The sequence below is a fragment of the Nodosilinea sp. LEGE 06152 genome (assembly GCF_015207525.1).
GTDB lineage: Bacteria > Cyanobacteriota > Cyanobacteriia > Phormidesmidales > Phormidesmidaceae > Nodosilinea.
In genome coordinates this window covers 1-26,866 of record NZ_JADEWR010000017.1, presented here as the reverse complement: position 1 = coordinate 26,866, position 26,866 = coordinate 1, and the positions used below count along the sequence as shown (strand labels likewise).

Genomic DNA, 26,866 nt, shown 5'->3' with positions numbered 1-26,866 from the left:
CAGGGCTTTTTCTGATAACCCGACTCATCTAGTAAAATCTCGATTGGTAACCAAATGTCTCTAAGCAAAAACGATGCGGCCATCCCTTGCTGAGCTGCAGAGAATGACCGCATTTAACCGTTGAATTGTAGGTTAGCGAAAACGCGATCGCCGTGTTTTCGCCGCCGCTAACGCCGCCTGTCTAACAACTATAGACTTAAATTTCTAGCCCTTTCTTACTTCGCTTGAGCTGCTTATAAAGCGACTTGATTTGGCTATAAGCCTCATCAGGCGAGATTTTGCCGCCGGTTTGCAGGCCCGAGATATAGCTTATGCGGTGGGCGAACTCTTGCAGATTGGCATTAAAAGTGAGTTGCTGGGGCGAAAATTCACCGTAGTAGCGGCTGCGGGGGGAGAGAAAGTTGTCGAGATCGCGGCGATTAGGAGCATTGAATTGGGTCATGAGTCACCCCCTTGATATTATTAACCTGATTATAACCTTCCCTTAATCGTCAAAGATTTTAGCAAACTGTTAAGGGGTTGCAATAGTCCGTGAGGTAGAGGCAAAAATCTGCTGGGTTGTACCACCCGGCAGACGCAAAGCAAATTGCTCAAGCTATAGCGCTCAATGGCAGGTGGTGCAGCGCCAGATTGCGATCGCTGGCCCACTGGTCTAAATCGCTGAGGGCGCGATCGCGGTACTGGCCGTAACGCTCTTTCTTGCCCCGCACCTTGGTTGGTAGGGGCGGCAAAATACCAAAGTTTGGCGGCATCGGCTGAAAGTGCTTCGGCTCCGCCGAGGTAATGAAGTCGATCAGCGCCCCCAGCATCATCGTCACCGGCAAATTTAGCGGCTCCTGACCCAGGGCCAGCCGGGCCGCATTTGTCCCTGCCAACCAGCCGCCAGCTACCGCCGCCGTATAACCCTCGGTACCCACCAGCTGCCCCGCCGCCAGCAGCGTGGGGCGTGCCTTAAATTGCAGCGTGTTGTGCAGCAGCTCCGGCGAATTCAAAAACGTGTTGCGGTGCATCACGCCCATGCGCACAAATTCAGCATTTTCCAAACCAGGAATGAGGCGAAATACCCGCGACTGTTCGCCCCAGCGCAGGTTTGTCTGAAAGCCCACCATATTCCACAGCTGGCCGCCCTTATCTTCTTGCCGCAGCTGCACCACGGCGTAGGGCTTTTTGCTCTTGTTCTCAGGCGCTTTAAAGTCGCCCAAACGAGCATCGAACAGGCCCACCGGCTTAAGCGGGCCGTAGCGCATGGTGTCTTCACCCCGCCGCGCCATCTCCTCAATTGGCAAGCAGGCTTCAAAAAATTTAGCGGTTTCGCGCTCAAAGTCTTTTAGCTCGGCCTGTTCGGCGTTGCACAGCTCAGTCCAAAAGTGCAGGTACTGCTCCTTATTCATAGGGCAGTTGAGGTAGGCCGCTTCGCCGCGATCGTAGCGCGAGGCCATAAACGCCACCGACTGGTCAATACTGTCGCCCACCACAATCGGGCTGGCGGCATCAAAAAAGCTCATGTAGCCCTGGCCCGTAAACCGCTCCAGCTCCATCGATAGCGCTTCACTGGTCAGGGGGCCAGTGGTCAGCACCACAATGCCGTCGTTGGGAATCTGCGTTACTTCATCTCGCCGCAGCTCGATCAGCGGGTGTTGCTCTAGGGTTGTAGTCAGGTCTCGGCTGAAAATGCCGCGATCGACAGCCAGGGCACCGCCAGCGGGCACCTGGTGCTGGTCGGCCTTGCCAATCACCACCGAGCCGAGCTGACGCAGCTCCTCGTGGAGCAGGCCCGAGGCGCGATCGCTCGACATTGCCCCAAACGAGTTACTGCACACTAGCTCGGCCACGTGCTCACTGTGGTGGGCGGGCGATTTTTTCTGCGGACGCATTTCGTGCAGCACCACGGGCACCCCGGCCTGGGCAATCTGCCAGGCGGCCTCGGTACCGGCTAGCCCGCCGCCGATTACATGAATGGGGTCTGGGTGCACTACGTAGTCCTCAAAACTCAGCTTATCTAGGATAACGGGTTCTAGCCTTCTGGTCTAAAATTAAGCCTGCCAAACAATATCTAAAACCCTATGACTGAACTTATTTTCTCGGTTGAAGAAGATCCTGAAGGGGCTATAACGCTCAGTCATTAGGGGAACCTATCTTTACTCAAACAGACAACTTAGTAGAGTTGCGAACAATGGTACGTGATGCTGTGAAATGCCATTTTGATGAGAACCAGCGCCCTAAGCTTATTCGCTTACACATTGTCAGAGAAGAGGTGATTGCTTCATGAAGCTGCCAAGAGATCCGATAAGTCAGTAACTGGCCAAAGCCTTAGAAAAACTTGGCTACCAAATAGATTGTCAGACAGGCAGCCATTTACGTTTAACAACCTACGAAAATTGCGAACATCGCATTACGATCCTGAATCACAGCCCGATTAAAATAGGTACTCTCAAGGCTATCCTGCGAGCTGTTGCAGAGCACTTTGACATAGAACGGGATGAGGTAATCACTCGGCTTTTTTCTAAATAACCTACAGCTCCAAGGTATGCCATCGAGTTGCATAGACCAAAATGTTTCTACGAAAGCATCGCCTGGAGCACCCCATCGCCACCAGGCGCAGCGGCGAACACATCAGCGGCATGACCCGCTGCATCATGCCTCCAGAAACGTAACCGATACAAAACCACACCCCCGATTCCACAAAGACCAAACCCTAGAGGCAAATGGCGTTTGCCCTGCCGAATCGGGGGTTGAACCTAACAAAATCAAACCATTTTCCAAGTCATCGCTTCCCCGGCCCGCAGCGGCACCAGTTCGGTGTCGCCAAAAGGCAGCTTGTCGGGAATGCGCCAGGTTGTTTTGCTCAGGGTAATGCGATCGCTATTCCTTGGTAGCTGGTAAAAGTCTGGCCCATAAAAGCTGGCGAACGCCTCCAGTTTGTCGAGGGCATTCACGCTTTCAAACGCCTCTGCGTACAGCTCCATCGCGTGCAGCGCCGAAAAACATCCCGCACAGCCGCAGGCGCTCTCTTTGCCGTTGCGGGGATGGGGGGCGCTATCGGTACCCAAAAAAAACTTGAGGTTGCCTGAGGTGGCCGCCTGCAAAAGTTTCTGCCGGTGGGTTTCACGCTTTAAGATGGGCAGGCAGTAGTAGTGGGGACGCAGGCCCCCCTGAAACAAACTATTGCGGTTAAACAATAGATGTTGGGGGGTAATTGTGGCGGCGATATTGTCAGTCGCCAAAACAAATTCCACCGCCTCTGATGTAGTAATGTGCTCCAGCACCACGCGCAGTTGAGGAAAGCGCTGCTTCAGAGGAATTAAGTATTGCTCAATGAAAACTTTCTCGCGGTCAAACATATCGACCGCTGGGTCAGTGACTTCCCCATGCAGCAGTAGCGGCATGTTGACCTGCTGCATGGCCTCAAAGACGCGATCGCACTTGCTAATCTCGGTAACTCCAGCATCCGAGTTTGTCGTGGCACCAGCGGGGTAGTACTTCACCGCTTTGACAAACTGAGCCGCCTTGGCCGCCAAAATCTCTTCAGGGCGAGTGTTGTCAGTCAGGTAGAGGGTCATCAGCGGTTCAAACTGCTGGCCCGCCGGAACCGCCGCCAGAATGCGATCGCGGTAAGCCGCCGCCTCAGCCACCGTGCGCACAGGCGGCTTCAAGTTGGGCATGACAATCGCCCGAGCAAACTGCCGCACCGTGTGGGGCAAAACCGCCTTCAGCGCCTCGCCGTCGCGCAGATGCAGGTGCCAGTCGTCGGGGCGGGTCAGGGTCAGCGTTTCCATGGTCTTATCCTAAAACAGTTAATCACTGGGGCAAAAAGGCCGGGTTCCAAACAACCTCCCATAGATGACCATCGGGGTCTTGAAAGTAACCTGAGTAGCCACCCCAAAACGTATCGTGGGCAGCCTTGACGATCGCCGCCCCGGCCACCGCCGCTTGGCCCATCACCGCATCTACCTCCGCTTTCGAAGCGACATTGTGACCCAGCGTCATCTCCGTGGCATTGGACAGAGATAAGGTCAGCCCAGTATCGTGGGCAATGCTTTTACGGGGCCAAAGAGCAAGCCGCAAACCCGGCTGTAGATCGATGAAAACCACTGCGCCATACTCAAACTCTTGACCAACAATGCCGTCGGTCGCAAACCCCAACCCATCTCGGTAAAACCGCAGCGACGCTTCAAGATCGTCAACGCCAAGGGTAATGACCGTAACTCTTGGCTCCATAAACTGTTTTCCTGCAAACTAGATCGGTCTTTACAAAATGCCGGAGTGACAACATACGAACTTGTTGGCTTTACCCGTTCTATAGCTGCGGTAAGGCATTTTATTTTTTCTGCGCTATCCAATCAGATAGCTCCCGACCCGTGTGCTCATAATCTCGCAGAGCTTCCAATGCATTACCAAATTTTTCAATAAATTCTACTTTCCCTTGATGGGCAAGACTCACGTTGAGATTTAGTAACTCATTAAGCTGTTTAGAGGCAATTTGAAACGCTTTTTGCCGCTTTGCTAGTTCAGGTTCGTAAGGATCGATAGCCATAAAACTCCTTATTCTGCTTTTGAGAAAATCATAACAATCCACTGAGTCGCTTCAGCTTTTTAATCAACTCAGCCGCACGACAGCTTCGTTATCCAGCAGCGTATTGCCGGTGAGAATGTCTTCGACCGTAATGCGCAGCAGCCGATCGCGGTCGACCCTAAACAGCACCCGCACCCGATCGCTGCCCGGAAACCCCGGCGGCTCGAGCTGCGCGATCGTGCGTGCGCCCTCGCGATCGTTCAGCGGCTGCACTGAGGGTGCGTCGCCACCCAGCTGGCGGGTCACCAGGCGACCGTTCTCAAAGTACACCTCGGTTTGGGTGCTGGCCGCCCCCAGCTCGCCAACGATCAGCTCGATGCTGGGCTGCTTTTCCACTGAAGCACCCAGGGTCAGCTCCACGGGCGCACTCATGGGGTAGGGCTGGCCCTGGGGCAAAATCGAGTGCCAGCCGTGGCGGTTGTTGCGCCGGTCCCAGTAGCGAATGCCGTAGCTGTGGTAGAGAAAGTCTTCGACCGCTAGGCCTTGGGCAACCTGTAGGGCTCCCTGGGCGACGGCCTCAAAGGGGCGATCGCACCGCACCCGCTCCGTTCCAAACCGCTCTGTCACCCACCGCTGTAGGGCCGGTATCTGCGCCGTGCCGCCCACCAGCAGCACCGCGTCGATCGCCTCCTGGTCGATGCCCTGGCGCTGCCCCTGCTGAAGCACCTGAGCCAGCCCCTTCTCCAGCCGCTCAAAAAACTGATTTTGGGCGAGAATGTCCTCGAACTGATCGCGGGTTAGGGCCAGGTCGTAGGTGTCAAAGGTTTCATCGTCAAAGTAGGCTTCCGCCGCTTCGGTTTGTGTAGACAGGGCGATCTTGAGCCGCTCCGCCAGCCGCTGCACCACTGCCCCCCCCGCAATGCCCTGGGTCTGAAAATAATCCACCAGCCACTGGTCAATGTCGGCTCCGCCCAGGTTTTCGCCCGCTTTGGCCAGCACCCGCGCTACCTCAGGTTTTTGGGCACTGGTTTGCTCGGCCCCCTGGCCGCGCCACTTCAACAAAAACCCGATTGGCGGCTTTTGCTGGGCCGGGGCCACCAGCCGCACCAGCGACCAGTCCAGCGTGCCGCCGCCAAAATCGAGCACCAGCAGGGTTTGCTCTCCGGTCAATCCGTAGCCCAGGGCGGCGGCCGTCGGTTCGTCAATCAGCCGCACCTGGCTGAAGTCGAGCGCGGCCACCACGTCCCCCAGCCACAGGCGGTAGGTCTCAAAGCTGTCCACCGGCACCGTCAGCACCAGGTTGTCGTCATCTCCGGCCACCTGGCGCACCTGGGTCAGCAGCGATCGCAAAAACCACTCCCCCAGCTGCTCAAAGGAAAGCGATTCCCCATCGATATCGGGCAGAAACCCTTGCAGCGGCGTGCCAATGCCGCGCTTGATGTTGGCAAAAAAGCGAGGGTCGGCGGCAATGTCGAGGCCGCGATCGCGCACCGCATGCCCCACCACCACCCCATTGGCCTGGGGCTTCTCCACATAGACCAGGCTGGGCACCAGGGGCGGTACCCCCGCTAGCTGCAAGCTCAGACCCGGCAGCGCCAGGGTCTCAGGGCTCTCTGTTGCCGGGTTCCAGCGGGTAATGACGGTATTGCTGGTGCCAAAATCAACCGCTATAGCCATAAATGCACGTTAACAATGGTGCTACCCATCCTACTGGCAGTGGGGATGGCTAGGAACAGAAAAAGCTCACTCATGCTCTACCGGCGATCGCCGCTTCTTCGGCCACGACCGAATCATCACCACCAGCAGCGTAATTACGGTCAGCGGGATCACAAACAGCAGCATTACCCGGCTAAACACCCCCAGACCGTCGTGGGAGGCCGCCCGCAGGATCAAGTAGGTGGCATAGGCCACGTAGTAACCCACAAACAGCCCCCCCTCCCAGCGAGAAATTACGTTGCCGGTCAGAAAAATGGGCAGACAGGCCACCGCCACCGCCACCATTACCGGTAGGTCAAAGTGCAGCACTGAGTCGGGAATTGCCACGCCAGCCCCCGAGGTCAGCGCGGTTACGCCCAGCACCGTCAGAATGTTAAAAATGTTGCTGCCAATTACGTTGCCCACGGCAATATCCCCTTCTCCCCGAAAGGTGGCCACCGCCGATGTGGCCAACTCGGGCAAAGACGTACCCGCCGCCACAATGGTTAAGCCAATCACCAGCTGACTCACGCCCAGCGCTTGGGCAATGCTCACCGCCCCCGTCACAAACATCCGCGAACCCACCACCAGGGTCACAAGCCCCACCGCGATGTAGGCCAGATTAAGCGCCCAAGTCCAGCGGCCAACGGGGGCAGCGCCATACTCGCGATCGTACTCCGACTGCACCTCGGCATTGGTTTCGCGGCGGCTTTGGTAGATCAAAAACAGCGTATAGACCACGCCCCCAATCAGAAAAATAATGCCGTCGCTGGGCTGGAGGCGACCGTCGAGGGAGAACAGCACCAGTAACCCCGAAATCCCCACCATAATGGGCACATCCAGGCGCACCAGCTGCTGCGCCACCGGCAGCGGCGACACCAGCGACGACAGCCCCAAAATGACCAGCACGTTAAAGATATTGCTGCCAATTACGTTGCCCAGGGCAATGTCGCCCTGGCCAGCCAGGCTAGATTGCACACTTACCGCCATCTCAGGCGCACTGGTGCCGTAGGCCACAATGGTGAGGCCAATAATTAAGGGCGAAATTCCCAGCAGCGCCGCCAGCTTAGAGGCACCCCGCACCAGGGTCTCTGCCCCTACCAGCAATAGGCCTCCGCCTGCAATTAGCAATAGGATGGCAACAGTCATACTTGCAAGCTCACTCAGTAAAMGCTCTCCTGGAATGCCTCTCACCCAGACCGGGAAAGTTTCCATTCCGAAGTAAGGCCAACCTAATGGTCAAGGAATTTCAGGCCACCTGATCACAGTAGCGCTTTTTTTAAACGCCTTATGTCTGATTCTGATTCATCTCTGTCGGAGCCCGTGTTAAAAAAGGCTGTGCTGAAAGAGGCAGCGCTGGCCCCCTGGCGCAGCTCCCTGGCCCGCGCCCTGCACCGCAATCGCAGCCGCCCCTACAGCCGCTATTTTCAGCTGTCGACCGTTACCGCCGCTGGTCATCCGGCCAACCGAACGGTTGTATTTCGCGATTTTTTGCCCAACACCAACACGCTGACGGTGGTTACCGACCAGCGCAGTGCCAAGGTGGCCGATATTGCTGCGCACCCCTGGGCCGAGGCCTGCTGGTACTTTACCCACACCCGCGAGCAGTTTCGGCTGGCTGGCCCTATTGCCGTTGTGGGGGTGGCCGACTCGGATGCCGACCTCAAGCGCGCTCGGCAAACCGCCTGGGAAGCTCTCTCTGATAACGCTCGCCAGCAGTTTTACTGGCCCCACCCCGCCCAGCCCCGCGAGTCTGAGGCCGACTTTTCGCCCCGCGATGTCGATGAGGCACCCCCAGGGGAATTTTGCCTCGTGCTGCTCATTCCCCACGCGGTTGACCACCTCGAACTGCGCGGCGATCCGCAAAACCGCACCCTCTACAGCTACCAGGCCGACAATACCTGGCAAGTCAAAGTGGTGAATCCCTAAGGCAAGGCAACCTTAAATCTATTCAGGCGAGTCTGGTCGGATAGACTTTTGCAGATATTTGGGCGACTCGGTGTAGCCCTGGCGGTAGTAAAATCGGTGGGCTAGTTCGCGGCGGCTGTGGCAGTGCACTTCGATGCGATCGCACCGCCGCGCCCTGGCCAAACCACAGGCGGCGGCTTCGAGGGCAGCCCCTACACCCCGGCCTCGGGCCTCGGGAGCCACACAAAAATAGCTGATTCGGCAGTAGTCGCCCGCCAGCGCCAGCTGAGGGATAAAGTTCAGGGCAATCAAGCCAATGACAACGTCATGCTCGACGGCAACCAGCAGTTTGGCATCGGCGTGGGCTAGCTGGCGCGCCAGTTTAGAGGCGACGAAGTCGGCGGTAGTGGGGTAGCCAAGGTCGCTCAGCAGGGCCGCGATCGCGCCACTGTCGGCAATCTCACCAGGTCTAATGTGCATCGGCGGCATCCAACGGTAAGCGCTGACCTTTTTGCCTGGTCACGATGCGCTAGAGGTTCGCTACCCCGTCATTATCGCTGATTTTATAGGGCTGGCTGACCCTCAGCCTCCGACCCCATACAGCCGCCGGGGCCACGGCCCATATTGCTGCGCAGAGCCTCCTGCAAATCGGCTTCGCTTACCCCTAACTCGGCAGCGGCAGTGGCCAGGTCGGGGCGTGGCGGCGGTTCGGCAGGCAGACCCAGGGCCGCTTTCAGGTCAGCCTCGCTGATGCCTAGCTCGGTGGCGGCATTGGTTAGGCGCTGGCCGCGATCGCCGCGCTGCCCATCTCCACGCAGGGCCTGCCGCAGGTCGGCTTCGCTAATGCCCAGCTGGGTGGCGGCGGCGGCTAGGTCGGGGCGCGGCGGTGGCTCGGCAGGCAGGCCCAGGGCCGATTTTAGGTCGGCTTCGCTCACCCCTAGCTGGGCAGCGGCGGCGGCCAAACCTTCACCACGACCGCGACCGCGACCCTCGGGCCGCTGGCCCTGTTCAGTCTGACCAGCACCGGGCTGGACAGGGCCGGTTGGGGCAGTTTGGCTAAGGGCAGCTAACCCCAGGCCGCCTACCAAGACAGTTGCTAGGCCAGCGGTGATCAGAGAACGGTGCATTACCATGGACGATTTGCTCCGATAGCGTTAGGTTGACGATTTCCATTAAGCCTGGGCACTATGGCAAAACCATGGCCGCTAAATTACAGCTTTGTCATTTTGGCGGTTGGCTAGCTGTGCTAGTACTTGACCAGGCTGATTTTGATAGGGCTCAAGCGGCGAGGGGTTCAGGGTGTGTGGCGTGCGGTTTGAGGTCGGTCGTGAACCCGAACCTTGAACCCTGGACTCCCTACTAACCTGTCATCTTTGGCTTGGCCGACTACTGGGCTGTGATCGCCTATGAACGTTTTACTGGTAGAAGACGAGGCCAAAATTGCCAGCTTTGTGGCTCAGGGGCTGCAGGAGCAAGGCTTTGTGGTCGATACCTGCGCCAACGGCAGCGAGGGCTATGCCCTGGCCACCGATCGCACCTACGATGTGGTGCTGCTCGACATTATGGTGCCGGGCCTGGATGGGCTAGCCGTTCTCAAGGCGCTGCGGGGGGCAGGCCATGCCGTGCCGGTCATTCTAATTACCGCCCGCAACGAACTCGATGACCGCCTGGCCGGGCTCAACCTGGGGGCCGACGACTACATTGCCAAGCCGTTTTATGTCGAAGAACTGGTGGCCCGTGTGCATGCGGTGGTGCGCCGCACCAGCGGCGATCGCCAAAACATTCTCACCGCAGGTCCCCTGCGCCTCGATCGCATTACCCGCGACGTCACCTGCGGTAGCCAGCGGGTCGAGCTGACGGCGCGCGAGTTTAACTTGCTGGAGTACCTGATGCGATCGCCGGGCCGGGTCTTCACCCGCACCCAGATTTTGGAGCATGTCTGGGGCTACGACTTCAACCCCAGCACCAACGTGGTCGATGTCGCCATCCAGCGGCTGCGCAAAAAGCTCGACCCCCTGGCCGCCGCCCATTGGATCGAAAGCGTGCGCGGGGTGGGCTATCGCTTTCGGGCAGCGGAGGCCAGCGGGTGAACCAAGCGCCAAACGATTCGCCTTCGAGAAGGTCGCTCTCGCTGCGGCTGCGGCTGGCGCTGTGGTCGGCGGCTCTCGCTGGAGGGGCGCTGCTGGGCTTTGCGCTGCTGTCGGGCTGGCTGATCTACCAGGCCCGCCTCGACAGCCTCGATGCCCGCCTGCAAAGTGCCGGGCCGCTGGGTCGCCCCGGCGGTTCCGGTGGCCCCAGTGATCGCAATCCCCGCGATCGCCCGACATTTCCTGCCGACCCTGAGGCGGCCCTGGCCCAAGAGCTGGACCTACCCGCCCATGCCGAGGTCGGGCTGCTGCTAGTCAACCGGGCTGGGGAAGTGGTCTACCAATCGCCCCAGTGGCCCAGTGCCCTGACTCACATTTCCCCTCGGCCTGGCTTCCGTGAGGGCAGCCGCTCGCCTCGGGGACCGCGCCGCCTGATGACGGTGCAGTCGGCCAATGGCCCCTGGCGGGTAGCGGTGCGATCGACGCCCGCCGGACAGCTGGCGATCGCCGCCAACCTCAACGCTCTGCGCCAGGAGATGGCGACTCTGCGCCGCATCTACGCCCTGACGATTCCCGGCCTGCTGCTGGTAATTGGGGGTGGAGCCTGGGTGCTGGCGGGTCAGGCGCTGCGGCCCGTGCGCCAGCTCAGCCAGAGCATTAGCCAGGTCACGGCCCAGGGACTGCACCAGCGCCTACCCGCCGCCACCGACCCTGAGTTTACGCCGCTCATCGCCGCCTTCAATGCCATGCTAGAGCGGCTGGAGCGCAGCTTTCACCAGACCTCGCGCTTTAGCGGCGACGCCGCCCACGAGCTCAAAACTCCCCTCACCATTCTCCAGGGCGAGCTAGAGCGGGCCATGCAGCAGGTCGAAACCGGTTCCGCCGCCCAGCAAACCCTGGGCCAGCTGCTCGACCAGGTGCACCAGCTCAGCAGCATTGTGCGCAAGCTGCTGCTGCTGTCACTGGCCGATGCCGGACAAATGAGCATTCAGCGCCAGCCCGTCGATTTCAGCGCCCTGGTGCAGGATCAGCTCGAAGATCTATCGCTGCTGGCCCCCGATTTAGCGGTGGGTGCAGGGATTGAGCCAGGGGTGAGGGTAATGGGCGATCGCGATCTGCTGGGGCAGGTGGTGCAAAACCTGATTACCAACGCCGCCAAATACAACCGGCCCCAGGGCTGGGTGCGGGTAGCGGTCAACCGCACTAATTCCCGCGTGCAGCTCACGTTGACCAACGCCACCACGCCCCTCACTGCCGCCGAGGCCAGCCGCCTGTTTGACCGCTTCTATCGCGGCGAGCCTAGCCGCGCCCGCCAAACCGAAGGGCTTGGCCTGGGCCTCAGCCTAGCCCGCGAGATCGCTCGCGCCCACGGCGGCGATCTGGTGCTGACCCCAAGCCCCGCTGGGGAGGCCCGGTTTGAGTTGCACTTGCCTCTGTCTTCTAACTAGGCAGCTAAGCGCCCTTGTCCTGTGAACAGAGAAATATTAGAGTTATGTAAACAACTGTTAACAAAGGTATAGACTAAATTAAGGAAAATACTCCACTATTGGCTTTACCTTGGGCCAGCGGTGGGTCGCCTTCGTCGTTGTCAGTTTCATGTTCTTACGGCAAGCCAGTATGAGATACGCGCTAAACATTTTGGTTATCTGTGTAGTAAGCCTCTGCGCCTGGCTGCCCATGGCCCCGGCCCTGGCCTACGACAACCCCGAACTCCTGCCCGACAGTCAGACCGCCATCATCGACCTGGCCAAGTCGCTCAGCGCCCGCCAAGAAGAAAGCCTCGACTCTCAGCTCAACGATTTTGAAACCGAAACCGGCTGGAAGCTGCGGGTGCTGACCCAGTACGACCAAACTCCAGGCCGTGCCGTCAAAGACTTTTGGGGCCTTGACGATCGCAGCATTATGCTAGTGGCTGACCCCAGAGGCGGCAACCTGCTCAACTTTAGCGTCGGCGATGCCGTTTACGACCTGCTGCCCCGCACCTTTTGGATTGAGCTGCAAACCCGCTACGGCAACCAGTTCTTTGTGCGCGAAAACGGCGAAGACAACTCCATTCTCAGCGCCCTAGAGTCAATTCAGGGCTGCCTGCGCCAGGGCGGCTGCAACGTCGTACCCGGCCTGCCCCAGGAGCAATGGGTCCTGACCCTAATTACCTCCGTGGTGGGGGGTGTAATCTGCGGATTTGCCGCTCACCCTCGTAAACCAGGCCAGATTTTGGCCTGGCAGTGGGTGCTGATCTTTTCGCCCCTGTGGGGAATTTTGTTCTTTGCCTTTGGCATTGGCCCCGTAGTTACCCGCACCAGCGAGTGGCTGCCCCTAACTCGCAACGTGGCAGGTTTCTTGATTGGGGCGCTGGTGGCTTACCTTACCCCGGCGTTTGGTGGTCAGGCCTCCAACTCAGAGACCTAACGGTCAGCCATTCTGTAAGATTTGGTTTGGGCGCTGTTCTACTGGAATAGCGCCCATTCCTTTCTAACGCCCCACGAATCTAACGCCCCACGAATGTTAGTCCGAACGCCTGACCGTTGGCCAAGCCTTCCTCAAGACCCTAACGACCTAACGATTGACTCGCAAGGATGGCTGTGCCGTCATAATCGCGTTGACCTTGGACAGCAGCCGCCGGGGGTCGATCGGTTTGCCAATCCAGTCGTCGGCCCCGGCGGTGAGGGCTCGTTCTGTCTGGTCGGGGGCGTCTGGGGCGATGAGCGCCAAAACTTTGGTCTCCATAGGGCTTGAACCCTGGCGCAGGGCGGTAATAATGTCGCTGCCATCGGCGCTGGCCAAACCCAGGCTGATGACCACTGCGGCGGGCTGAAGCAGCCGCACCTGGTCGAGCACCCGTGAGCCATCGACAATCCAGATCACCTGGTAGGCTGCGGCGGTGAGCATATCGCAGATCAAGGTGGCGGTTTCTTCGTTGTCTTCAACCAGCACAATCCGCCCGACTACGGGCTCTGCGGTGGGTTCTTCCGTTTCCAGGGGGGCTAGCGATCGCTGCAGCGGAATGCGCACGGTAAAGGTAGAGCCAACCCCCACCGCAGAACTCACCTTGATCGAGCCGCTGTGGAGTTCGACGAGCTGCTTGGTTAGGGCCAGTCCCAGCCCCGTGCCCTGGTGCTCCCGCTGGCGCACGCTTTCGAGCTGCTGAAATTTTTCAAACAGCAGGGGCTGGGCGGTGGGTGAAATGCCGATGCCGGTGTCCTCAATTTGAAACACGGCGTCGTTTTGCTCGCGCCGCACCCGCAGCACCACTTTGCCGTTGGCGGGGGTAAACTTAACGGCGTTGCTGAGCAGGTTGGCGAGAATTTGCCGCACCCGTCGAGGGTCAGCTACAAAGGTGTCCTGGCCGTTGCTGAGCTTGAGGTCGAGACCAATGTCGATGGTGTTTCGGGTTGCTTCGTTGCGAAAGGCATCGACGCTCTGGCGGCAGAGGGAGGTCAGGGAGAACTGCCGTACATCTAGAACGGTGCGACCATTCTCAATTTTGGAAACATCTAGGATGTCATTGATGACGCGCAGCAGGTGCTCGCCGCTGGCCTGAATGGTCGAGAGGTAGTCGCGCTGGCGGGGCGAAAGCTCGCCCAGCGACCAGCGCTGGAGGGTGGCCGACATGCCGATGATGTAGGTCAAGGGGGTGCGCAGCTCGTGGCTCATGGTGGCCAAAAACTCGCTCTTGGCGCGGTTGGCGGCCTCGGCGGCAACCAGGGCATCGCGCAGGTCTTGGGTGCGCTCGACCACGCAAACTTCGAGGTTTTGGGTCTGCTGCTGCAGCCGCTGGTAGAGCTGAGCCTGGTTGATGGCGATCGACAGGTGCTCGGCGATGTGCTGCAAAAACTCGGTTTCCCAGGGGTGCCAGCAGCGCTGGTTGTCGCACTGGTGCACAATCAGCAGGCCCCACAGGTCTTGCCCCACCAAAATGGGGGCCACGGCCTTTGACTTGACCTGCACCTGCTGCAGGAAGGCCAGCATGCAGGGAATGTCGCGGTAGGTGTCAGCCACATCGTCGATGACGATGGGTAGCCCCTGGCGGAAGTAGGCCGCGCGATCGGGATAGTCGGGATGCTTTTGAAAGCACATATGCTCGGTGTAGTGCAGCACCGAGGGCAGGCGATCGCTGGCTCGCGACTCATAGGTGATATAGCCAATGCTCTCAATCTGCCCGCTTTGCTCTGCCGCCTCACCCTCCATTGGCCCAGCAGGAGGTAGCGGAGGCTGCTCAAACTGGTAGATCAGCAGGCGATCGGCCTGCAAAAACTGACGCACCTCGGCAACGGTGGTTTCGAGAATTTCAGCTAGCTCTAGGCTGCCCTGAATTTTGGTAATCACCTGGTTGAGCAATAGGCGGCGCTCCTGCTGCCGATTGCTCACGGTTTGGGTCGGGGCAGCGGGGCTGGTGGCATTGGCCTCGGCACAGGCTTGCACCCAGGCGAGCATAAACTGACCTAGGGTCGCCAAGCTGGTGGGGCCGCTGGGGTGTGGCTCAGGCGTTAGGCCCCGCCGCACCAGCCAGGTCTCGACCGCATCGGCGTCGGTGATCAAACTGACCAGGGCGCGATCGCGATCGGTCTTGTGAGGGCGTGCAGCCACCACCACCGCCAGATCTGCCCCCCGCAGGCACCAGAAGCTGACGTCGTCAACGGCGGCGGCGGATGCATCTGCTTCAGTGAGTAGGGTAAGCTTGTGCTGCCGACTGTACCGACGCAAAAACTGCCCCAGCAAAACCAGGGCCGCTCTGGGCATACCCTGTTCAGTGCCACGGTCTTTAGATTTAGGCATCCTTACATTTTGAGACTGAACGCACCTATTGCGGTGGGTTGAACGAGGGGTTCGGCGGAAGAAAGCCTTAAGGATTTACCAAAAGAATTTGACCAGCCCATCGTAGCTTTCGTTTTGGTGCAGCCCCGACTTACGCTAGAGTTCCTTCAGATTTGTCGTTGCCCCATTTGTTGTTCTAGAGAACGCCCATGCATCGCTTAGCGGCCACCCCCGGCGGCTGGACTCCCGATACCGAGGGCGTTATTTTTGTCGAGCAAACCCCGGCTCCGCTGGTGTTTTTGACCGCCGCCGATACCGATATTCAAAGCCTCAGCCGGGCCAGGTTTCCGGCCTCCTTTCCGGGGCTGCGGGTGGCCAGTCTGCTCCAGCTCCAGCAGCAGCTCGCCATCGACACCTACGCCGACGACGTGCTGCACCACGCCCAGCTGATCGTGGTGCGGCTGCTGGGGGGCCGCGCCTACTGGCCCTACGGCCTGGAGGTGGTACGTGAGGTGGCCGCCGACACCGGAGCCGCCCTGATCGTGCTGCCCGGCGACGATCGCCCCGCCCCCGACTTGATCAGCCACTCCACCGTGCCGCTGACGGTGGCCAACCAGCTGTGGCGCTACCTCAACGAAGGCGGCGTTGAGAACATGGCGAATGGGTTGATGTGGGTTTGCGATCGCATCCTCGACACTACATTCCAGCCTCCCGACCCCCAGCCCATCCCTAAAGTTGGGGTGTATTCTGCCAGTTCAAAATTCAAAATTCAAAATTCAAAATTCAAAATCCGAAATCCGAAAGCCAAAATCGGCCTCCTCTTCTACCGCGCCCACTACCTGGCGGGCAACACCGCCCCCATCGATGCCCTCTGCGCCGCTCTGATCGATCGGGGCCTAGCGCCGCTGCCGGTGTTTGTGTCGTCGCTGCAAGACCCCGACGTGCAGGCTGAACTGGTGGATTTGCTTCAGCCTAAGGATGGTAATGGCATTGACCTGCTGCTAAATACCACCAGCTTTTCGGTCGCCAAGCTAGATGGGGCCACCCCCAACCTGGCACTGTGGGAACGCCTGGATGTGCCCGTACTACAAGTCATTCTCAGCGGTGGCACCGAGGCGGCTTGGGCCAGCCAAAGCCTGGGCCTTTCGCCCCGCGACATTGCCATGAATGTGGCCCTGCCTGAGGTGGATGGGCGCATTATTACCCGCGCCGTATCGTTTAAAGCGGCCAACCAGCGCAGCGAAGCGCTAGAGACCGATGTAGTCACCTACGAGCCCGTAGCCGATCGCATTCAGTTTGTCGCCGATCTGGCCGCTCGGTGGGCCAGCCTGCGCCGCACCCCTGCCTGCGATCGCCGCATTGCCCTGATTCTTGCCAACTACCCCAACCGCGATGGCCGCCTCGCCAACGGCGTGGGCCTCGATACGCCCCAGAGCGCGATCGAAGTTCTGCGCGCCCTCAAAGCCGCTGACTACACCGTCGGCGACATCCCCACCGATGGCGATGATCTGATTCGCCAGCTCACCGCAGGGGTGACCAACGACCCCGAAGGCCGCGACTTTCGCCAAATTCACCAGTCGCTCTCAGTCACCGATTACCTAGAGCATTTTGTAGCACTGCCAGAAGCGGTGCAGACGGGCATGGGCGATCGCTGGGGCACCCCTTTCGACCCTGCTCACAAAAAACATTCCACCCATCCACCCATCCACCCTCCCMCCCYCCYACCCYCCCMCCCMYTCCCCMYCCCCSSKCTTYMACYCGGCAMMMYCTTYMYYSSSMYTCASCCCMSCCSGGGCTACGACCTAGATCCTAGCCTCAACTACCACTCCCCCGACCTAGAGCCAACCCACGATTACTTCGCTTTTTACACCTGGCTCAGGCATGGCTTTGGGGCTCAGGCGATGGTGCACCTGGGCAAGCACGGCAACCTGGAATGGCTACCCGGCAAGGGCGTAGGCCTGTCGCAGAACTGCTACCCCGAAGCCATGCTCGGCCCCCTGCCCCACCTGTACCCGTTTATCGTCAACGATCCGGGCGAAGGCTCCCAGGCCAAACGCCGCGCCCAGGCGGTCATTCTCGACCACCTCACCCCGCCGCTGACCCGCGCCGAACTCTACGGCCCCCTGGAAAAGCTAGAAGGCCTGGTCGACGAATACTACGAAGCCCAAAGCCTAGACCCCACCCGACTGGCACTGATTGGCGATCGCATCCTCACCCTCCTCAACGAAACCCACCTACTCGCCGACCTCACCCCCTCACCCATCCACCCATCCACCCTCCCACCCTCCCACCCTCCCACTCCCCCACTCCCCACCCTCCTCCCCACCCTCGACACCTACCTCTGCGACCTCAAAGAGGCCCAAATTCGCGATGGGCTGCATATTTTTGGCCAATGCCCCAACGGTCGCCAGCTACGGGATTTGATCGTGGCGATCGCCCGCCACCCCGGCCCCGGCCGCCAGGGGCTAACCCGAGCGATCGCAGAATCTTGGWRTMTNMGANSWCRRCCCCCTCACCGCCGAGCCGGGGGAGCCCTTTACCGAGTTAGCCAACTGTCGAATTGTGGGAGATGCGATCGCGCGGTTGGAAGAAGAGGCATCTCGACTGGTGGAGTTGTTGCAAAATAACTCCCCGAGCCGCCCTCTCCCCCAGGGAGAGGGGCTGGGGGAGAGGGCCAATCCCACTGTTGCAGACCACCCAGACATTAAAAACGAACTCCGTTGGATAACGCACACCCTCCTCCCCGCCCTCAACCGCACCAGCGACGAAATCGCCAACCTGCTCAAGGGCCTCGACGGGCGCTACGTGCCCAGCGGCCCCGCCGGAGCGCCCACCCGTAACCGGCCCGACGTGCTGCCCACGGGCCGCAACTTTTTCTCGGTAGACATTCGCGCCATCCCCACCGAGAGCGCCTGGGATATAGGACGACGGGCGGCGGAGGTCTTGGTAGAGCAGTACACCCAAGACCACGGCGAGTACCCCCAAACCCTAGGTCTGTCGGTGTGGGGCACTTCGACCATGCGCACCGGGGGCGATGATTTAGCCGAAGCCCTGGCGCTGATGGGGGTGCGCCCGGTGTGGGATGGCCCTTCGCGGCGAGTGGTCGATTTTGAAGTGTTGCCCCTGTCGGCCCTGGGGCGGCCCAGAGTCGATGTCACCCTGCGCATTTCCGGCTTTTTTAGGGATGCATTCCCAAACTTGATTGACCTGTTCGACCAGGCGGTAGCGGCGGTGGCAGCACTAGAGGAACCGCCAGAGCAGAATCCTTTGGCCCATCGGGTGCGGCAGGAATCTACTGAGTGGCAGCGCCAGGGGCTGACGGCGGAGCAGGCGGAGCAGCGATCGCGCTACCGAATTTTTGGCTCTAAACCGGGGGCCTATGGGGCCGGGCTGCAGGGGCTGATCGAATCGCAAAACTGGACCACCGATGAAGATCTGGCCCGCGCCTACCTGAACTGGAGCGGCTACGCCTACGGCCGCAACGCCCAGGGCCACGCCGTGCCCGAGGCCTTTGAGCAGCGGCTGCGGCACCTGCAGGTGGTGCTCCACAACCAGGACAACCGCGAGCACGATTTGTTGGATTCTGACGACTACTACCAGTTTCAGGGGGGCATGGCGGTGGCAGCCCGCACGCTCCAGGGTCAGCAGCCCGCCACCTACTTTGGCGACAATGCGGTGACGGCCAAGCCCAAGGTGCGATCGCTCGAAGCTGAGATCGCCAAAGTCTACCGCTCCCGCGTGGTCAACCCCAAGTGGATCGAGGGGGTGATGCGCCACGGCTACAAAGGGGCCTTTGAAATGGCCGCCACCGTCGATTATCTATTTGCCTACGATGCCACTGCCCGCTGTGTCGCCGACCACATGTACGAGGGGGTGGCCCAGGCCTACGTGCTCGATCCAACTGTCCAGGCGTTCGTGCAAACCTCTAACCCCTGGGCACTGCGCGACATGGCCGAACGCCTGCTGGAAGCCCACCAGCGCGGCCTGTGGCAGACGGCCCCCGATCCAATGCTCGATGCCCTGCGGCAGATCGCCCACGAAGCCGAGGGAGTGCTGGAAGCCCGACAGTTATAGGGTGTTGTACCAAATCTCGAGTGAATACCCCCCAATCTGTAGGGGCGTAGCATGCTACGCCCCTACAAGGTTTCTGATTGTGAATTGCTCTATAAATAGCCATCCCTTCGACTTCGCTCAGGGACCGGCTATGGCTGTTTTTATCGTTGGGGGTGCCGCGCTAGCGGCATGGACGATTGGTATTACTCTACGGCCAGCTATTCCACTGCCAGCGAGACCCGGTTGCCGCCGATCGCCCGCAGGTCGGTCAGCAAGCCCGAGACCTGGCTATAGCTCAACTCGCGATCGGCCTTGAGCACCAGCTTGCCGTTGGGGTTTTGGGCAAAGTAGGTGCGCACCCGCTGGCTGAGCTGAGTAAAGGTAATAGTCTCGTTATCCAGCAGCATGTTGCCGTCTTTATCCAAACCCACCACCAGGGCATCGACTTGCACAATTTGGGGCTCTTCGGTACCACCTTCTGCTACCGACTGGGGCAGGCGCACGTTGAGCAACTGCTGCCCGGTCAGGCTCATTGAGATAATGATGAAAAAGGTCAGCACCGTCATCAACACGTCCATCATGGGGACGAGGTTGACCTCGGGAATTTGAGCATTGACCTGACGACGGCGGCGAGCACGCATGGCATTCAACCCAGGCAGGGTTTAAGCAAGGGTAAAGAAAACGGCCTCGGAGGTGCCCTAAAGCAGCCCCAAATATGATTCCAAAAGCCGTCATCCGACTTCTGATAATGCCATTAGTATAGGGCCAACCTGGGGTGGCTAGGGGAGTAACTGCCCCCTAAAAACCCCACAGCTGGAGCGGGGAGTCTGGTGTGCTCACGGATAATTTCGCGAAAAATATCACGGACAAATTTAGGGATAGTTCTAAGACCATTCACCAGTGGGCCGGGCGGCTAACGCGGCAGCCCTGGCTATGGCTGCTGCTGTGGGTAGTTCCGCTGCTGGCGTTCAACAGTCCGCAGCAAAGCCTGCTGGCCCCCGAGGGCATTTACGCTCAGCAGGCCTGGGAGATGTTGAGCTACAACAACTGGGTTGGCCTGGGCTGGTGGGGTACGCCCCAGTTCGATCGCCTGCCGGGGCTGCACTGGCTAATTGCGCTCAGCTACCACTGGTTTGGCCGCAGCGAACTGGCGGCACGGCTGCCCAGCATGGCAGCGGGGGCGATCGCCCTGGGGTTGACCTGGCGGCTGGGCCAGCGACTGGGTTCACCCCAGCTAGGGCTGTGGAGTGCGGGCATTCTAGCGGTAATGCCCCTGTGGATGCAGGCCACCAAGCTGGCCACCCCCGATGCGCTGCTGCTGAGCCTGACCCTGCTAGCCATCTGGGCGCTGCTGCACAGCGAAGATCACCCCGGCCAACGAATCGGCTGGGGCATGGTGGCGGGCATCGCCCTCAGCTTTGGCTTTTTGGCGAAGGGCCTGCTGGTTGTTTTGCCGATGCTGGCGCTGTTGCCCTACCTGGTGCGAGGGCACAAAACCCACCACCACTTGAGCAACATTGGCCTGTACTACGGTTTGGCCTTTGGGGCTATACCCACAGCGATGTGGCTAGGGCACAGTGTAGCCCGCTACGGCGACTTGCCCCTGTCTCAGCTTTCGGCGCATCTGCTCTCTCCGTTTCGTGGGGCAGGGCTGGCCGCTCAAATGTCTACCCTAGATGCGATTTACTACCTGTGGCACCTGCCCCTGGCAACCTTTCCGTGGGTAGGGTTTGCCCTAGTTGGAGCCTGGCTGGTAGGAACGAGGGATTGTAGACTGGCTGCCGAGGGCGATCGCGCCCTGGGTCGCCGCACCCTCTGGCTGGGGTATCCGGTGGTGCTGGTGGGGCTGCTCAGCCTGTTTAACACTCGAGTTGGCTTCGACGATTTGCCCGTTCACCCCTTTATCGCGCTGCTGGCTGCGGTGGGGCTAACCCACCTGGGGCGGCTGTTTCGCTCCCGGGCACCCCGGCGCTATTGGGTCGCAGTGGGGTTGAGCTGGGTAGCGGGAGTCGTGGGCATTTTGCTGATGTCTGCCGGGGCCGCCATGCTAATTACCCCCGGCGAGCTGATTGCCGCCGACCTGCGCCCCTACGGCTGGCTGGGAGTAGCGGGCGGGCTGGGGCTGCTGCTGCCCTGGCTGATGGTGCTCAACCGGCGCGGGCGGGTGAGCCAACCCCAGCAGCGGCTGTGGCAGTGGGGCTGGCTGCTAGGGCCGTGGCTGGCCGTCCTGGCCGCCTTTGCAACCGGCATTTTTGGCAACTACAGCGCCGATCTTAAGCTCGCCCTGCAAGCGCCGCCCGTGGTGGATGTGTTGGCAAACAACCCGGTGCACATGGTGCAGCCCAGGCAGGATAGCCTGTCGGTTTTACTCACGGTCTATACGCCCCACCTGGGCAAGCCCCTGGGCAACTGGAGCCAAATACCCTCTGAGGGCTACGCCTGGGGCAACCCCAACGCGGTGCCTTTGAGCGAGGGCTACGAAGTCATTGCCACCGTAGGAGAGTGGCAGCTGGTGCGGGCTCCGCTGGTGCCTGGGGCGGTACCGAGGGGGTAGGAGGCGGATATGGGTAAGAGGGTGGGAGGGTGGATGGGTAGGAGGGTGGGCGGGAAATGGGGGGCTGAAGGAATTGCTTGAATAGGGGCTGAAAGGGGTGTTGGGGCGATCGCTAAACCGTAGCGATCAGCTGTTTTTTTACCCAAATGTTTGCTCTGGCGTGGAGGTACATGGGGTCGGCCAGCAGGGCGATCGCGCGGTTGTACGACTCCATCGCGTTGCCGTAGGCCCCTATGTCGGCTAGCAGTTTGCCCCGGTTAAACCAGGCCTGGTGGTACTGGGGGTTGAGGGCTACCGCGCGATCGTAGGCGGCCAGAGCTTCGGCCTGCCGGTTGAGGCCACACAGGGCGTTGGCGCGGTTGTTCCAGGCGGTGCAGTAGGCATTGTTGAGGGCCAGAGCCTGATCAAAGCTGTCGAGGGCTTGGGCGAACTGGTTCTGTTCGCATAGGGCACAGCCCTTGGCATTGAGGGCGGCGGCGCTGTGGTCGTGGTCGTGGATCGGGTTCATTCAAGCATTTTACTCGGGCAACAGCTTCCATTGTGAGGGTGCGGCAGGCGATCGCTGAGGGGGGGTGACACGCGCCGTTGGTACGGGTTACAGCCGCAGGAAATTTGCTCTATAGTTCAACCTATGCCTGAAGTATTGTTAACAGAACTGGTTACAGCGGTGCGATCTGGGGAGCTGGTCAGCTTTCCGACTGATACGGTACCGGCGCTGGCGGCGCAGCCCGAGGCGGGCGATCGCATTTACACCGCCAAAGAGCGCAGCCCTGACAAACCCCTGATTTTGATGGGGGCTAGCCTGGGCGATCTGCTGCCCTATATTACGGGAACTGACGATGAGCTGGCTGAGTGGAGGGCGATCGCCGCTCAGTACTGGCCCGGTGCCCTCACCCTGGTGCTGCCCGCCTCCGGTCGCCTGCCCGCCGCTATGAATCCGCAGCAGACCGGCACCATTGGCCTGCGGGTGCCCGACCACCCCCTGGCCCGGCACCTGCTGGCCCACACTGGCCCCCTGGCCACCACCAGCGCCAATCGCTCTGGCCAGCCGCCCCTCGAAACTATGACGGCGATCGCGGCCAGCTTTCCCCAGGTCTTCACCCTCTCTCCCGCCGCCCAGGCCGAGATTTACGGGGCGATCGGCAGTGAGATGCCACCCAATAACCAGCCCCAGGGCTCCGGGTTGCCCTCCACCGTAGCTCGCTGGCAGAACGGAAGTTGGAAAGTGCTGCGATCGGGCGCGGTAGCCCTACCCAACCCCTAACGTTGAATTTTGAACGTTGAATTTTGGTTTGAATTGAACACCCCCTTCTCCCCCATAGCTATGCACTACCCCCAGGGCAAAGACTTTACCGATCTGGCCACCCTGCAGCTAGCCTACGATCGCCTGCTGCACCAGACCCAGCACCAGGCGGCCTTCTTGGGCACCGCCTCCCACGAACTCAGATCGCCCATCAACCAAATCATTAGCCTGCACCAGCTCATTCTCGAAGACCTGTGCGAAAATCCCGCCGAAGAGCGCGAGTTCATTGCCCAGGCTAACCAGGCCATTCAGACGGTGCTCAAAAACCTCGATCTGCTCATTACGCTCTCTAAGCTCGACATTGGCACCCTGCAACCCCAACCCCAGCCCACCCTGCTAGAGCCACTGCTCACCCGAGTCCAGCGACTGATCGAAATGCAGTGCATCAACCGCCACTGCCGCTTTAGCCTTGGCCCCGTGGCCGCCAGCCTCACCGTTCAGACCGATGCCGCCTGGCTAGAGCAGATACTGGTCATGCTAATAGAAGCCGCCCTGGTTCAGGGCAGCCCCCAAATTAGCCTCACCGTCGCCGATGCTGCCGCCGCCAGCGCCGTCGTTATTCACCTGGGAGCCAACCCTGGCGAGGCTCAAACCCCAGCTGTAGCCGCCCTATCGCCAGAGTTTCGCTACCAGCTAGCGGCCCGTTTAGTGCCCCATTTGGGCGGCACCCTAGAATTTTTAGGTGCCGCAGAAAATCCTAAAAGCCTTCTGTGCCTGAAGCTGCCAAGCCCTACTAACTGACACTCAATACCGCCATTTCACTGAACATTTGAATAAACCGATCCATTTCAGGATCTTTCGATATAGTTTGGGCAAATCGCTTCCGGAATTAATCGCTGCTTCCCTGTAGCTAACCCATACCCCTGCCCCACAGATGTTAAAGCGCAGCCTACCGGATCAGATCCCTGAAACTAAGTCACAGCAATCATTATGGAACTTGTCATTGTTCTCATTCTGGTCCTTATTGCATGGACTAATGAGGCCTTATTGGGAAAACCATTAGTCCAAAAACCTAAGCCCAAAACCGCAGAAGATGAGTTTACCGCTGCTCTAAAAAAGTATTTGGATAGTGGTATTCCCGTCCGCATTGTCGAGAAAAAAGAGGAAGGGAAAAAGTAAGATGTTCTTACATAGACGTTACCTACCCCAACGATGATCAAAGACTCGAATATTGCTGCTTCTAACCCTGAAGCCTCTGCTGAACCCACCCCGGCCTTTGGCTGGACTCGCTATGCCGAGCGCATCAACGGGCGGTTTGCCATGGTGGGCTTTGTGGCGCTGCTGTTGCTCGAGCTGGCAACTGGCCAAACGTTTTTTAGCTGGCTGGGGCTGCGCTGAACGGCTGCCCTAGGCGGTCTAGCCCCTACCGATGCGCCATTCTAGCGATTAGAAATGGTAGGCTTAGGGGTGGTTTTTGAAAGGGTAGGGCCGTGGTTAACCCCAACGCAGAAATTAGCCGACTGCGGGAGCTAATGCCCGCCTCGGCCCGCATGAAAACCAAACTCATGCTCAACGATCGCCAGCTGAGCGTGATCAAGGCGGAGTTTCCGCGTCCCTGGCAGCAGGCCCACGCCGTTTCTATCAACCTTGACCTGTGGCATCAGCTGGCAGTCAGCGATCGCGACCTGCTGTTTTTGCGCACCGTCTGCTGGGTCACCCTGGCCAACGTGCTCAAGCCCAACTGGTACCAGGCTCTGGCCGGGGCCGGGCTGGCCGGAGGGGTAGTCGAGCTGCTGCAGGCCGATGCGGTGGGCGTAGTTGCCGCCGCCGGGGTCACGGCTCTGGCGGGCTGGCAGATTTGGCGGGGGGTAACCGGCCCCCAAACCGACATTGCTGCCGATGACAAGGCGGTGCAGGTGGCCCAGCGACGGGGCTACGACCAGGCCGAGGCCGCCGCCGCTCTAATTCGCGCCATTGAGGCCGTACCGCCACTAGAGGGGCGGCAAGTCTTGACCGTTAACGAACTGGTTCGCTGCCAAAACCTGCGGAGGCAGACGGGGCGCTCGGAGTTTCCGGTGCCCGAGAGTTACCTGCGCTAGGCCCCTATGGTGCAGCTACCGTCCCCATCGCCGCCCCCATTGCCAACCGATCGGGCTGGCTGGTTGGGCGTCGCCCACCTCACCTACGCGGTCGAGTCGGGGCGGTGTATACCCACCCAGACCTACACCCGCGCTCCCCTGCGTGTGCAGCGCCCCCTCTACCCCGAGGGTGAGGGGCTGTGCCACAGCGTGCTGGTGCATACGGCTGGTGGGCTGGTGGGGGGCGATCGCCTGGAGGTAGAGCTAGCCACAGCACCCCAGGCCCAGGTGCTGGTCACCACGGCTGCCGCCAGCAAAATCTACGGCAGCAGCGCCGAGTCTCCATCTAGCCAAACCGTTGAGATTACTCTAGCCCCAGGCAGCTGCTTGGAATGGATGCCCCAGGAAACCATTGTGTTTAACCAGGCCCACTACCGGCAGCAGCTGCGGGTAGTCCTGGCCCCTGGGGCAGTCTGGGGCGGTTGGGAGATCACCCGCTTTGGCCGCAGCGCTCGGGGCGAAACCTTTGAGCGAGGCCAGTGGCGATCGCAGCTAGAGGTCTGGCAAAACGATTGGCCCCTGTGGTGCGATCGCCAACAGCTAGTTGGCGGCAGCGCCCCCCTGCACAGCCTCAACGGCCTGGCCGGGTACCCGGTGGTGGGCAGTTTTGCCCTGCTCGGGTATAGCGTTGAAGCACCCGACATCGAGGCTCTCCGTCAGCTTTGGCCCCAAGAGCAAGCGGGCGACGGGGGCGTTACTCGCCTGCAGTCGGGCGTACTCTGCCGCTACCGAGGCCCATCTAGTCAGGCGGCGCGGCGCTGGTTTGTGGCGGTCTGGCAATACCTGCGCCCCCACTACCTGGGGCGACCTGGGGCAGTCTCTCGGCTGTGGCCCCGCTAGCAGGGCTAACCGCGGTCATACCGACGATAGAACTTTGGCCGCTCCTTCCGGACGAAGGACTACCCTCAGCGAAAAGGTAGACCATAGAAATGTCTTGAAGGTGCTATGAAGACTCCTCAATTTTCTGGCTCTAAGCTGCCGCCCTCCTCAGAGTATGCTCTGATTTTGGGGGCAGGCGCGACGGCCGCAATATCCATAGCGGCTCAGCAGGTGGCAGTAGCAACCCTGCCGGTAACCACCCTGGTGGCCCTGGGCCTGCTCAATCGATACCGCCTCGACCAGCGCCTGCAAGACAGTGAGACTGAGGGCTTTACCCTGGAAGCGGCGACGCCCCGACCAGCCCCAGCCAACCCCCAGCGCGTCACCGCTCAACCTCGGCCCGATGCCATTTCGGCCCGGCCCCAAACAGCGGCGACTTCCGGCCCCTCCGCCCGGTTTTCAGACCAGCGCCACTACATTCACGAAACGCTGGCCAAAAAGCTGCAGGCCAGGGCCGATTTTGCCGCTATTCAGCAGGCCAGCCTACAAAAAGTTGGGGCTTACCTACAGCAGACTCGGCAGGAAAAAGCCCTGTCCCTAGAGGATGTCTATCAGCGAACCTTTATTCAGCCCCATACCCTAAAGGCGATCGAGTCTGGCAATTTGCAGCAGCTGCCAGAGCCGTTTTACATTCGCGCGTTTATTCAAAAATACGCTTCGGCCCTGGGTTTAGAAGGGGCCAGCCTGGCAGCCGATTTCCCAACGCTGTGAGGGTTTTAGGGCGTGTCGTCAATTCTGGCCACAACCCTCCCATCAGAAGATTCCAGGTAATACCAAATCCTGTCTGTATACCCCCGATTTGTAGGGGCATTGCAGTGCAATGCTCCCTACGAGGTACCGGTTACGAATCGGGGTTGTGTGACTCGGATTTGGTATAAGAAGGTACCAGCTTTAATCCAGCGACTGTAGCCGCTGTAGCGATTATCTTGATTGTCAAGCTCACCCTGCTATGTAGTAGCTGCCATGAGGGTGGCAGCTGGCGGCAATGAGCAAGCTGGAGCCTGCCAGAGGGTGTCATGGCTCACCATGGCATTGAGGATG

At 60.1% G+C, this 26,866-nt stretch carries 25 protein-coding genes and 2 pseudogenes; 15 read left to right on the top strand and 12 right to left on the bottom strand.

Annotated elements, in window-relative coordinates; genetic code table 11:
• Nucleotides 1–196: 196 nt before the first annotated feature.
• The gene (locus tag IQ265_RS20960) at nucleotides 197–442 is read right to left on the bottom strand and encodes a hypothetical protein (protein ID WP_194057200.1); all 246 of its coding nucleotides are present in this window, start codon (nucleotides 440–442) and stop codon (nucleotides 197–199) included.
• 148 nt (nucleotides 443–590) lie between these two features.
• Complete coding sequence (trmFO, locus tag IQ265_RS20955; protein WP_194057198.1) at nucleotides 591–1,973, bottom strand: FADH(2)-oxidizing methylenetetrahydrofolate--tRNA-(uracil(54)-C(5))-methyltransferase TrmFO; 1,383 nt, start codon at nucleotides 1,971–1,973, stop codon at nucleotides 591–593.
• A 90-nt stretch (nucleotides 1,974–2,063) separates the two neighbouring features.
• Between trmFO and IQ265_RS30155 the strand changes: the two are divergent.
• Nucleotides 2,064–2,269: pseudogene (locus tag IQ265_RS30155) on the top strand (2-oxoisovalerate dehydrogenase).
• Nucleotides 2,270–2,298: 29 nt separating this feature from the next.
• Nucleotides 2,299–2,511 carry a type II toxin-antitoxin system HicA family toxin gene (locus IQ265_RS20950; RefSeq protein ID WP_228038253.1) on the top strand — a complete coding sequence of 71 codons (213 nt, stop codon included), beginning with the start codon at nucleotides 2,299–2,301 and terminating at the stop codon, nucleotides 2,509–2,511.
• A 236-nt stretch (nucleotides 2,512–2,747) separates the two neighbouring features.
• Here the strand turns inward: IQ265_RS20950 and pyrC are convergent, their stop codons facing one another.
• From pyrC to IQ265_RS20925, 5 genes are all read right to left on the bottom strand, one after another.
• Entirely contained in the window at nucleotides 2,748–3,776 is a 1,029-nt protein-coding gene (gene pyrC, locus IQ265_RS20945; protein ID WP_194057196.1) for a dihydroorotase, read from the bottom strand.
• A gap of 22 nt (nucleotides 3,777–3,798) precedes the next feature.
• Nucleotides 3,799–4,218 carry a VOC family protein gene (locus tag IQ265_RS20940; RefSeq protein WP_194057194.1) on the bottom strand — a complete coding sequence of 140 codons (420 nt, stop codon included), beginning with the start codon at nucleotides 4,216–4,218 and terminating at the stop codon, nucleotides 3,799–3,801.
• Nucleotides 4,219–4,318: 100 nt separating this feature from the next.
• On the bottom strand, nucleotides 4,319–4,534 hold the full coding sequence (locus tag IQ265_RS20935; protein ID WP_194057192.1) for a hypothetical protein: 216 nt from the start codon (nucleotides 4,532–4,534) through the stop codon (nucleotides 4,319–4,321).
• 63 nt (nucleotides 4,535–4,597) lie between these two features.
• Nucleotides 4,598–6,190, bottom strand: a complete 1,593-nt coding sequence (locus IQ265_RS20930; RefSeq protein WP_194057190.1) for an Hsp70 family protein — start codon at nucleotides 6,188–6,190, stop codon at nucleotides 4,598–4,600.
• 66 nt (nucleotides 6,191–6,256) lie between these two features.
• Complete coding sequence (locus IQ265_RS20925) at nucleotides 6,257–7,357, bottom strand: calcium/sodium antiporter (RefSeq protein ID WP_194057188.1); 1,101 nt, start codon at nucleotides 7,355–7,357, stop codon at nucleotides 6,257–6,259.
• A gap of 141 nt (nucleotides 7,358–7,498) precedes the next feature.
• Between IQ265_RS20925 and IQ265_RS20920 the strand changes: the two genes are divergently transcribed.
• Nucleotides 7,499–8,137 carry an Npun_F5749 family FMN-dependent PPOX-type flavoprotein gene (locus tag IQ265_RS20920; protein WP_194057186.1) on the top strand — a complete coding sequence of 213 codons (639 nt, stop codon included), beginning with the start codon at nucleotides 7,499–7,501 and terminating at the stop codon, nucleotides 8,135–8,137.
• Nucleotides 8,138–8,155: 18 nt separating this feature from the next.
• Here IQ265_RS20920 and IQ265_RS20915 read toward each other — a convergent pair whose 3' ends face one another.
• Nucleotides 8,156–8,596 (bottom strand): GNAT family N-acetyltransferase, encoded by a 441-nt coding sequence (locus tag IQ265_RS20915; protein ID WP_194057184.1) that lies wholly within the window; start codon nucleotides 8,594–8,596, stop codon nucleotides 8,156–8,158.
• An 83-nt stretch (nucleotides 8,597–8,679) separates the two neighbouring features.
• Nucleotides 8,680–9,249 carry a hypothetical protein gene (locus IQ265_RS20910; protein WP_194057182.1) on the bottom strand — a complete coding sequence of 190 codons (570 nt, stop codon included), beginning with the start codon at nucleotides 9,247–9,249 and terminating at the stop codon, nucleotides 8,680–8,682.
• A 273-nt stretch (nucleotides 9,250–9,522) separates the two neighbouring features.
• Between IQ265_RS20910 and IQ265_RS20905 the strand changes: the two genes are divergently transcribed.
• The 3 genes from IQ265_RS20905 (at nucleotide 9,523) to IQ265_RS20895 (ending at nucleotide 12,612) form a co-directional block, all read left to right on the top strand.
• Nucleotides 9,523–10,206, top strand: coding sequence for a response regulator transcription factor (locus IQ265_RS20905; protein ID WP_194057180.1), 684 nt, complete (start codon nucleotides 9,523–9,525; stop codon nucleotides 10,204–10,206).
• Nucleotides 10,146–11,651, top strand: a complete 1,506-nt coding sequence (locus IQ265_RS20900) for an ATP-binding protein (RefSeq protein ID WP_228038241.1) — start codon at nucleotides 10,146–10,148, stop codon at nucleotides 11,649–11,651. Before IQ265_RS20905 ends, IQ265_RS20900 begins: the two co-directional genes overlap by 61 nt.
• A 229-nt stretch (nucleotides 11,652–11,880) precedes the next feature.
• Nucleotides 11,881–12,612 (top strand): TPM domain-containing protein, encoded by a 732-nt coding sequence (locus tag IQ265_RS20895; protein ID WP_228038252.1) that lies wholly within the window; start codon nucleotides 11,881–11,883, stop codon nucleotides 12,610–12,612.
• A gap of 147 nt (nucleotides 12,613–12,759) precedes the next feature.
• Here the strand turns inward: IQ265_RS20895 and IQ265_RS20890 are convergent, their stop codons facing one another.
• On the bottom strand, nucleotides 12,760–14,943 hold the full coding sequence (locus IQ265_RS20890) for an ATP-binding protein (RefSeq protein WP_228038239.1): 2,184 nt from the start codon (nucleotides 14,941–14,943) through the stop codon (nucleotides 12,760–12,762).
• Between the two features lie 224 nt (nucleotides 14,944–15,167).
• On the opposite strand from IQ265_RS20890, the pseudogene cobN reads away from it, so the two are divergent.
• A pseudogene (gene cobN, locus IQ265_RS20885) lies at nucleotides 15,168–19,032 on the top strand (cobaltochelatase subunit CobN).
• A 197-nt stretch (nucleotides 19,033–19,229) separates the two neighbouring features.
• Here cobN and IQ265_RS20880 read toward each other — a convergent pair.
• Complete coding sequence (locus IQ265_RS20880) at nucleotides 19,230–19,652, bottom strand: biopolymer transporter ExbD (protein ID WP_194057176.1); 423 nt, start codon at nucleotides 19,650–19,652, stop codon at nucleotides 19,230–19,232.
• 191 nt (nucleotides 19,653–19,843) lie between these two features.
• Between IQ265_RS20880 and IQ265_RS20875 the strand changes: the two genes are divergently transcribed.
• Nucleotides 19,844–21,565 (top strand): glycosyltransferase family 39 protein, encoded by a 1,722-nt coding sequence (locus tag IQ265_RS20875; RefSeq protein WP_194057174.1) that lies wholly within the window; start codon nucleotides 19,844–19,846, stop codon nucleotides 21,563–21,565.
• A 112-nt stretch (nucleotides 21,566–21,677) separates the two neighbouring features.
• Here the strand turns inward: IQ265_RS20875 and IQ265_RS20870 are convergent, their stop codons facing one another.
• On the bottom strand, nucleotides 21,678–22,073 hold the full coding sequence (locus tag IQ265_RS20870) for a tetratricopeptide repeat protein (RefSeq protein WP_194057172.1): 396 nt from the start codon (nucleotides 22,071–22,073) through the stop codon (nucleotides 21,678–21,680).
• A gap of 123 nt (nucleotides 22,074–22,196) precedes the next feature.
• Here IQ265_RS20870 and IQ265_RS20865 point away from each other — a divergent pair, with 123 nt between their 5' ends.
• From IQ265_RS20865 to IQ265_RS20835, 7 genes are all read left to right on the top strand, one after another.
• On the top strand, nucleotides 22,197–22,829 hold the full coding sequence (locus IQ265_RS20865) for an L-threonylcarbamoyladenylate synthase (RefSeq protein WP_194057170.1): 633 nt from the start codon (nucleotides 22,197–22,199) through the stop codon (nucleotides 22,827–22,829).
• A 60-nt stretch (nucleotides 22,830–22,889) separates the two neighbouring features.
• The gene (locus IQ265_RS20860; protein ID WP_194057168.1) at nucleotides 22,890–23,609 is read left to right on the top strand and encodes a HAMP domain-containing histidine kinase; all 720 of its coding nucleotides are present in this window, start codon (nucleotides 22,890–22,892) and stop codon (nucleotides 23,607–23,609) included.
• Nucleotides 23,610–23,798: 189 nt separating this feature from the next.
• Complete coding sequence (locus tag IQ265_RS20855; protein WP_194057167.1) at nucleotides 23,799–23,987, top strand: hypothetical protein; 189 nt, start codon at nucleotides 23,799–23,801, stop codon at nucleotides 23,985–23,987.
• Nucleotides 23,988–24,020: 33 nt separating this feature from the next.
• The gene (locus IQ265_RS20850; RefSeq protein ID WP_194057164.1) at nucleotides 24,021–24,206 is read left to right on the top strand and encodes a chlorophyll a/b-binding protein; all 186 of its coding nucleotides are present in this window, start codon (nucleotides 24,021–24,023) and stop codon (nucleotides 24,204–24,206) included.
• Between the two features lie 92 nt (nucleotides 24,207–24,298).
• On the top strand, nucleotides 24,299–24,907 hold the full coding sequence (locus IQ265_RS20845) for a DUF3318 domain-containing protein (RefSeq protein WP_347404993.1): 609 nt from the start codon (nucleotides 24,299–24,301) through the stop codon (nucleotides 24,905–24,907).
• Nucleotides 24,908–24,913: 6 nt separating this feature from the next.
• Complete coding sequence (locus IQ265_RS20840) at nucleotides 24,914–25,786, top strand: urease accessory protein UreD (RefSeq protein WP_194057162.1); 873 nt, start codon at nucleotides 24,914–24,916, stop codon at nucleotides 25,784–25,786.
• A 105-nt stretch (nucleotides 25,787–25,891) separates the two neighbouring features.
• Nucleotides 25,892–26,536: a helix-turn-helix domain-containing protein gene (locus tag IQ265_RS20835; protein WP_194057161.1), complete on the top strand. Its 645-nt coding sequence runs from the start codon at nucleotides 25,892–25,894 to the stop codon at nucleotides 26,534–26,536.
• Nucleotides 26,537–26,866: the final 330 nt, after the last annotated feature.

Bases quoted from the DNA above. Each gene is read 5' to 3' on its own strand.
- IQ265_RS20960 (WP_194057200.1), bottom strand. From the start codon at position 442: ATGACCCAATTCAATGCTCCTAATCGCCGCGATCTCGACAACTTTCTC.
- pyrC (WP_194057196.1), bottom strand. From the start codon at position 3,776: ATGGAAACGCTGACCCTGACCCGCCCCGACGACTGGCACCTGCATCTG.
- IQ265_RS20940 (WP_194057194.1), bottom strand. From the start codon at position 4,218: ATGGAGCCAAGAGTTACGGTCATTACCCTTGGCGTTGACGATCTTGAA.
- IQ265_RS20935 (WP_194057192.1), bottom strand. From the start codon at position 4,534: ATGGCTATCGATCCTTACGAACCTGAACTAGCAAAGCGGCAAAAAGCG.
- IQ265_RS20930 (WP_194057190.1), bottom strand. From the start codon at position 6,190: ATGGCTATAGCGGTTGATTTTGGCACCAGCAATACCGTCATTACCCGC.
- IQ265_RS20925 (WP_194057188.1), bottom strand. From the start codon at position 7,357: ATGACTGTTGCCATCCTATTGCTAATTGCAGGCGGAGGCCTATTGCTG.
- IQ265_RS20920 (WP_194057186.1), top strand. From the start codon at position 7,499: ATGTCTGATTCTGATTCATCTCTGTCGGAGCCCGTGTTAAAAAAGGCT.
- IQ265_RS20915 (WP_194057184.1), bottom strand. From the start codon at position 8,596: ATGCACATTAGACCTGGTGAGATTGCCGACAGTGGCGCGATCGCGGCC.
- IQ265_RS20910 (WP_194057182.1), bottom strand. From the start codon at position 9,249: ATGGTAATGCACCGTTCTCTGATCACCGCTGGCCTAGCAACTGTCTTG.
- IQ265_RS20905 (WP_194057180.1), top strand. From the start codon at position 9,523: ATGAACGTTTTACTGGTAGAAGACGAGGCCAAAATTGCCAGCTTTGTG.
- IQ265_RS20895 (WP_228038252.1), top strand. From the start codon at position 11,881: ATGGCCCCGGCCCTGGCCTACGACAACCCCGAACTCCTGCCCGACAGT.
- IQ265_RS20890 (WP_228038239.1), bottom strand. From the start codon at position 14,943: ATGCCCAGAGCGGCCCTGGTTTTGCTGGGGCAGTTTTTGCGTCGGTAC.
- IQ265_RS20880 (WP_194057176.1), bottom strand. From the start codon at position 19,652: ATGCGTGCTCGCCGCCGTCGTCAGGTCAATGCTCAAATTCCCGAGGTC.
- IQ265_RS20870 (WP_194057172.1), bottom strand. From the start codon at position 22,073: ATGAACCCGATCCACGACCACGACCACAGCGCCGCCGCCCTCAATGCC.
- IQ265_RS20865 (WP_194057170.1), top strand. From the start codon at position 22,197: ATGCCTGAAGTATTGTTAACAGAACTGGTTACAGCGGTGCGATCTGGG.
- IQ265_RS20860 (WP_194057168.1), top strand. From the start codon at position 22,890: ATGCACTACCCCCAGGGCAAAGACTTTACCGATCTGGCCACCCTGCAG.
- IQ265_RS20855 (WP_194057167.1), top strand. From the start codon at position 23,799: ATGGAACTTGTCATTGTTCTCATTCTGGTCCTTATTGCATGGACTAAT.
- IQ265_RS20850 (WP_194057164.1), top strand. From the start codon at position 24,021: ATGATCAAAGACTCGAATATTGCTGCTTCTAACCCTGAAGCCTCTGCT.
- IQ265_RS20840 (WP_194057162.1), top strand. From the start codon at position 24,914: ATGGTGCAGCTACCGTCCCCATCGCCGCCCCCATTGCCAACCGATCGG.
- IQ265_RS20835 (WP_194057161.1), top strand. From the start codon at position 25,892: ATGAAGACTCCTCAATTTTCTGGCTCTAAGCTGCCGCCCTCCTCAGAG.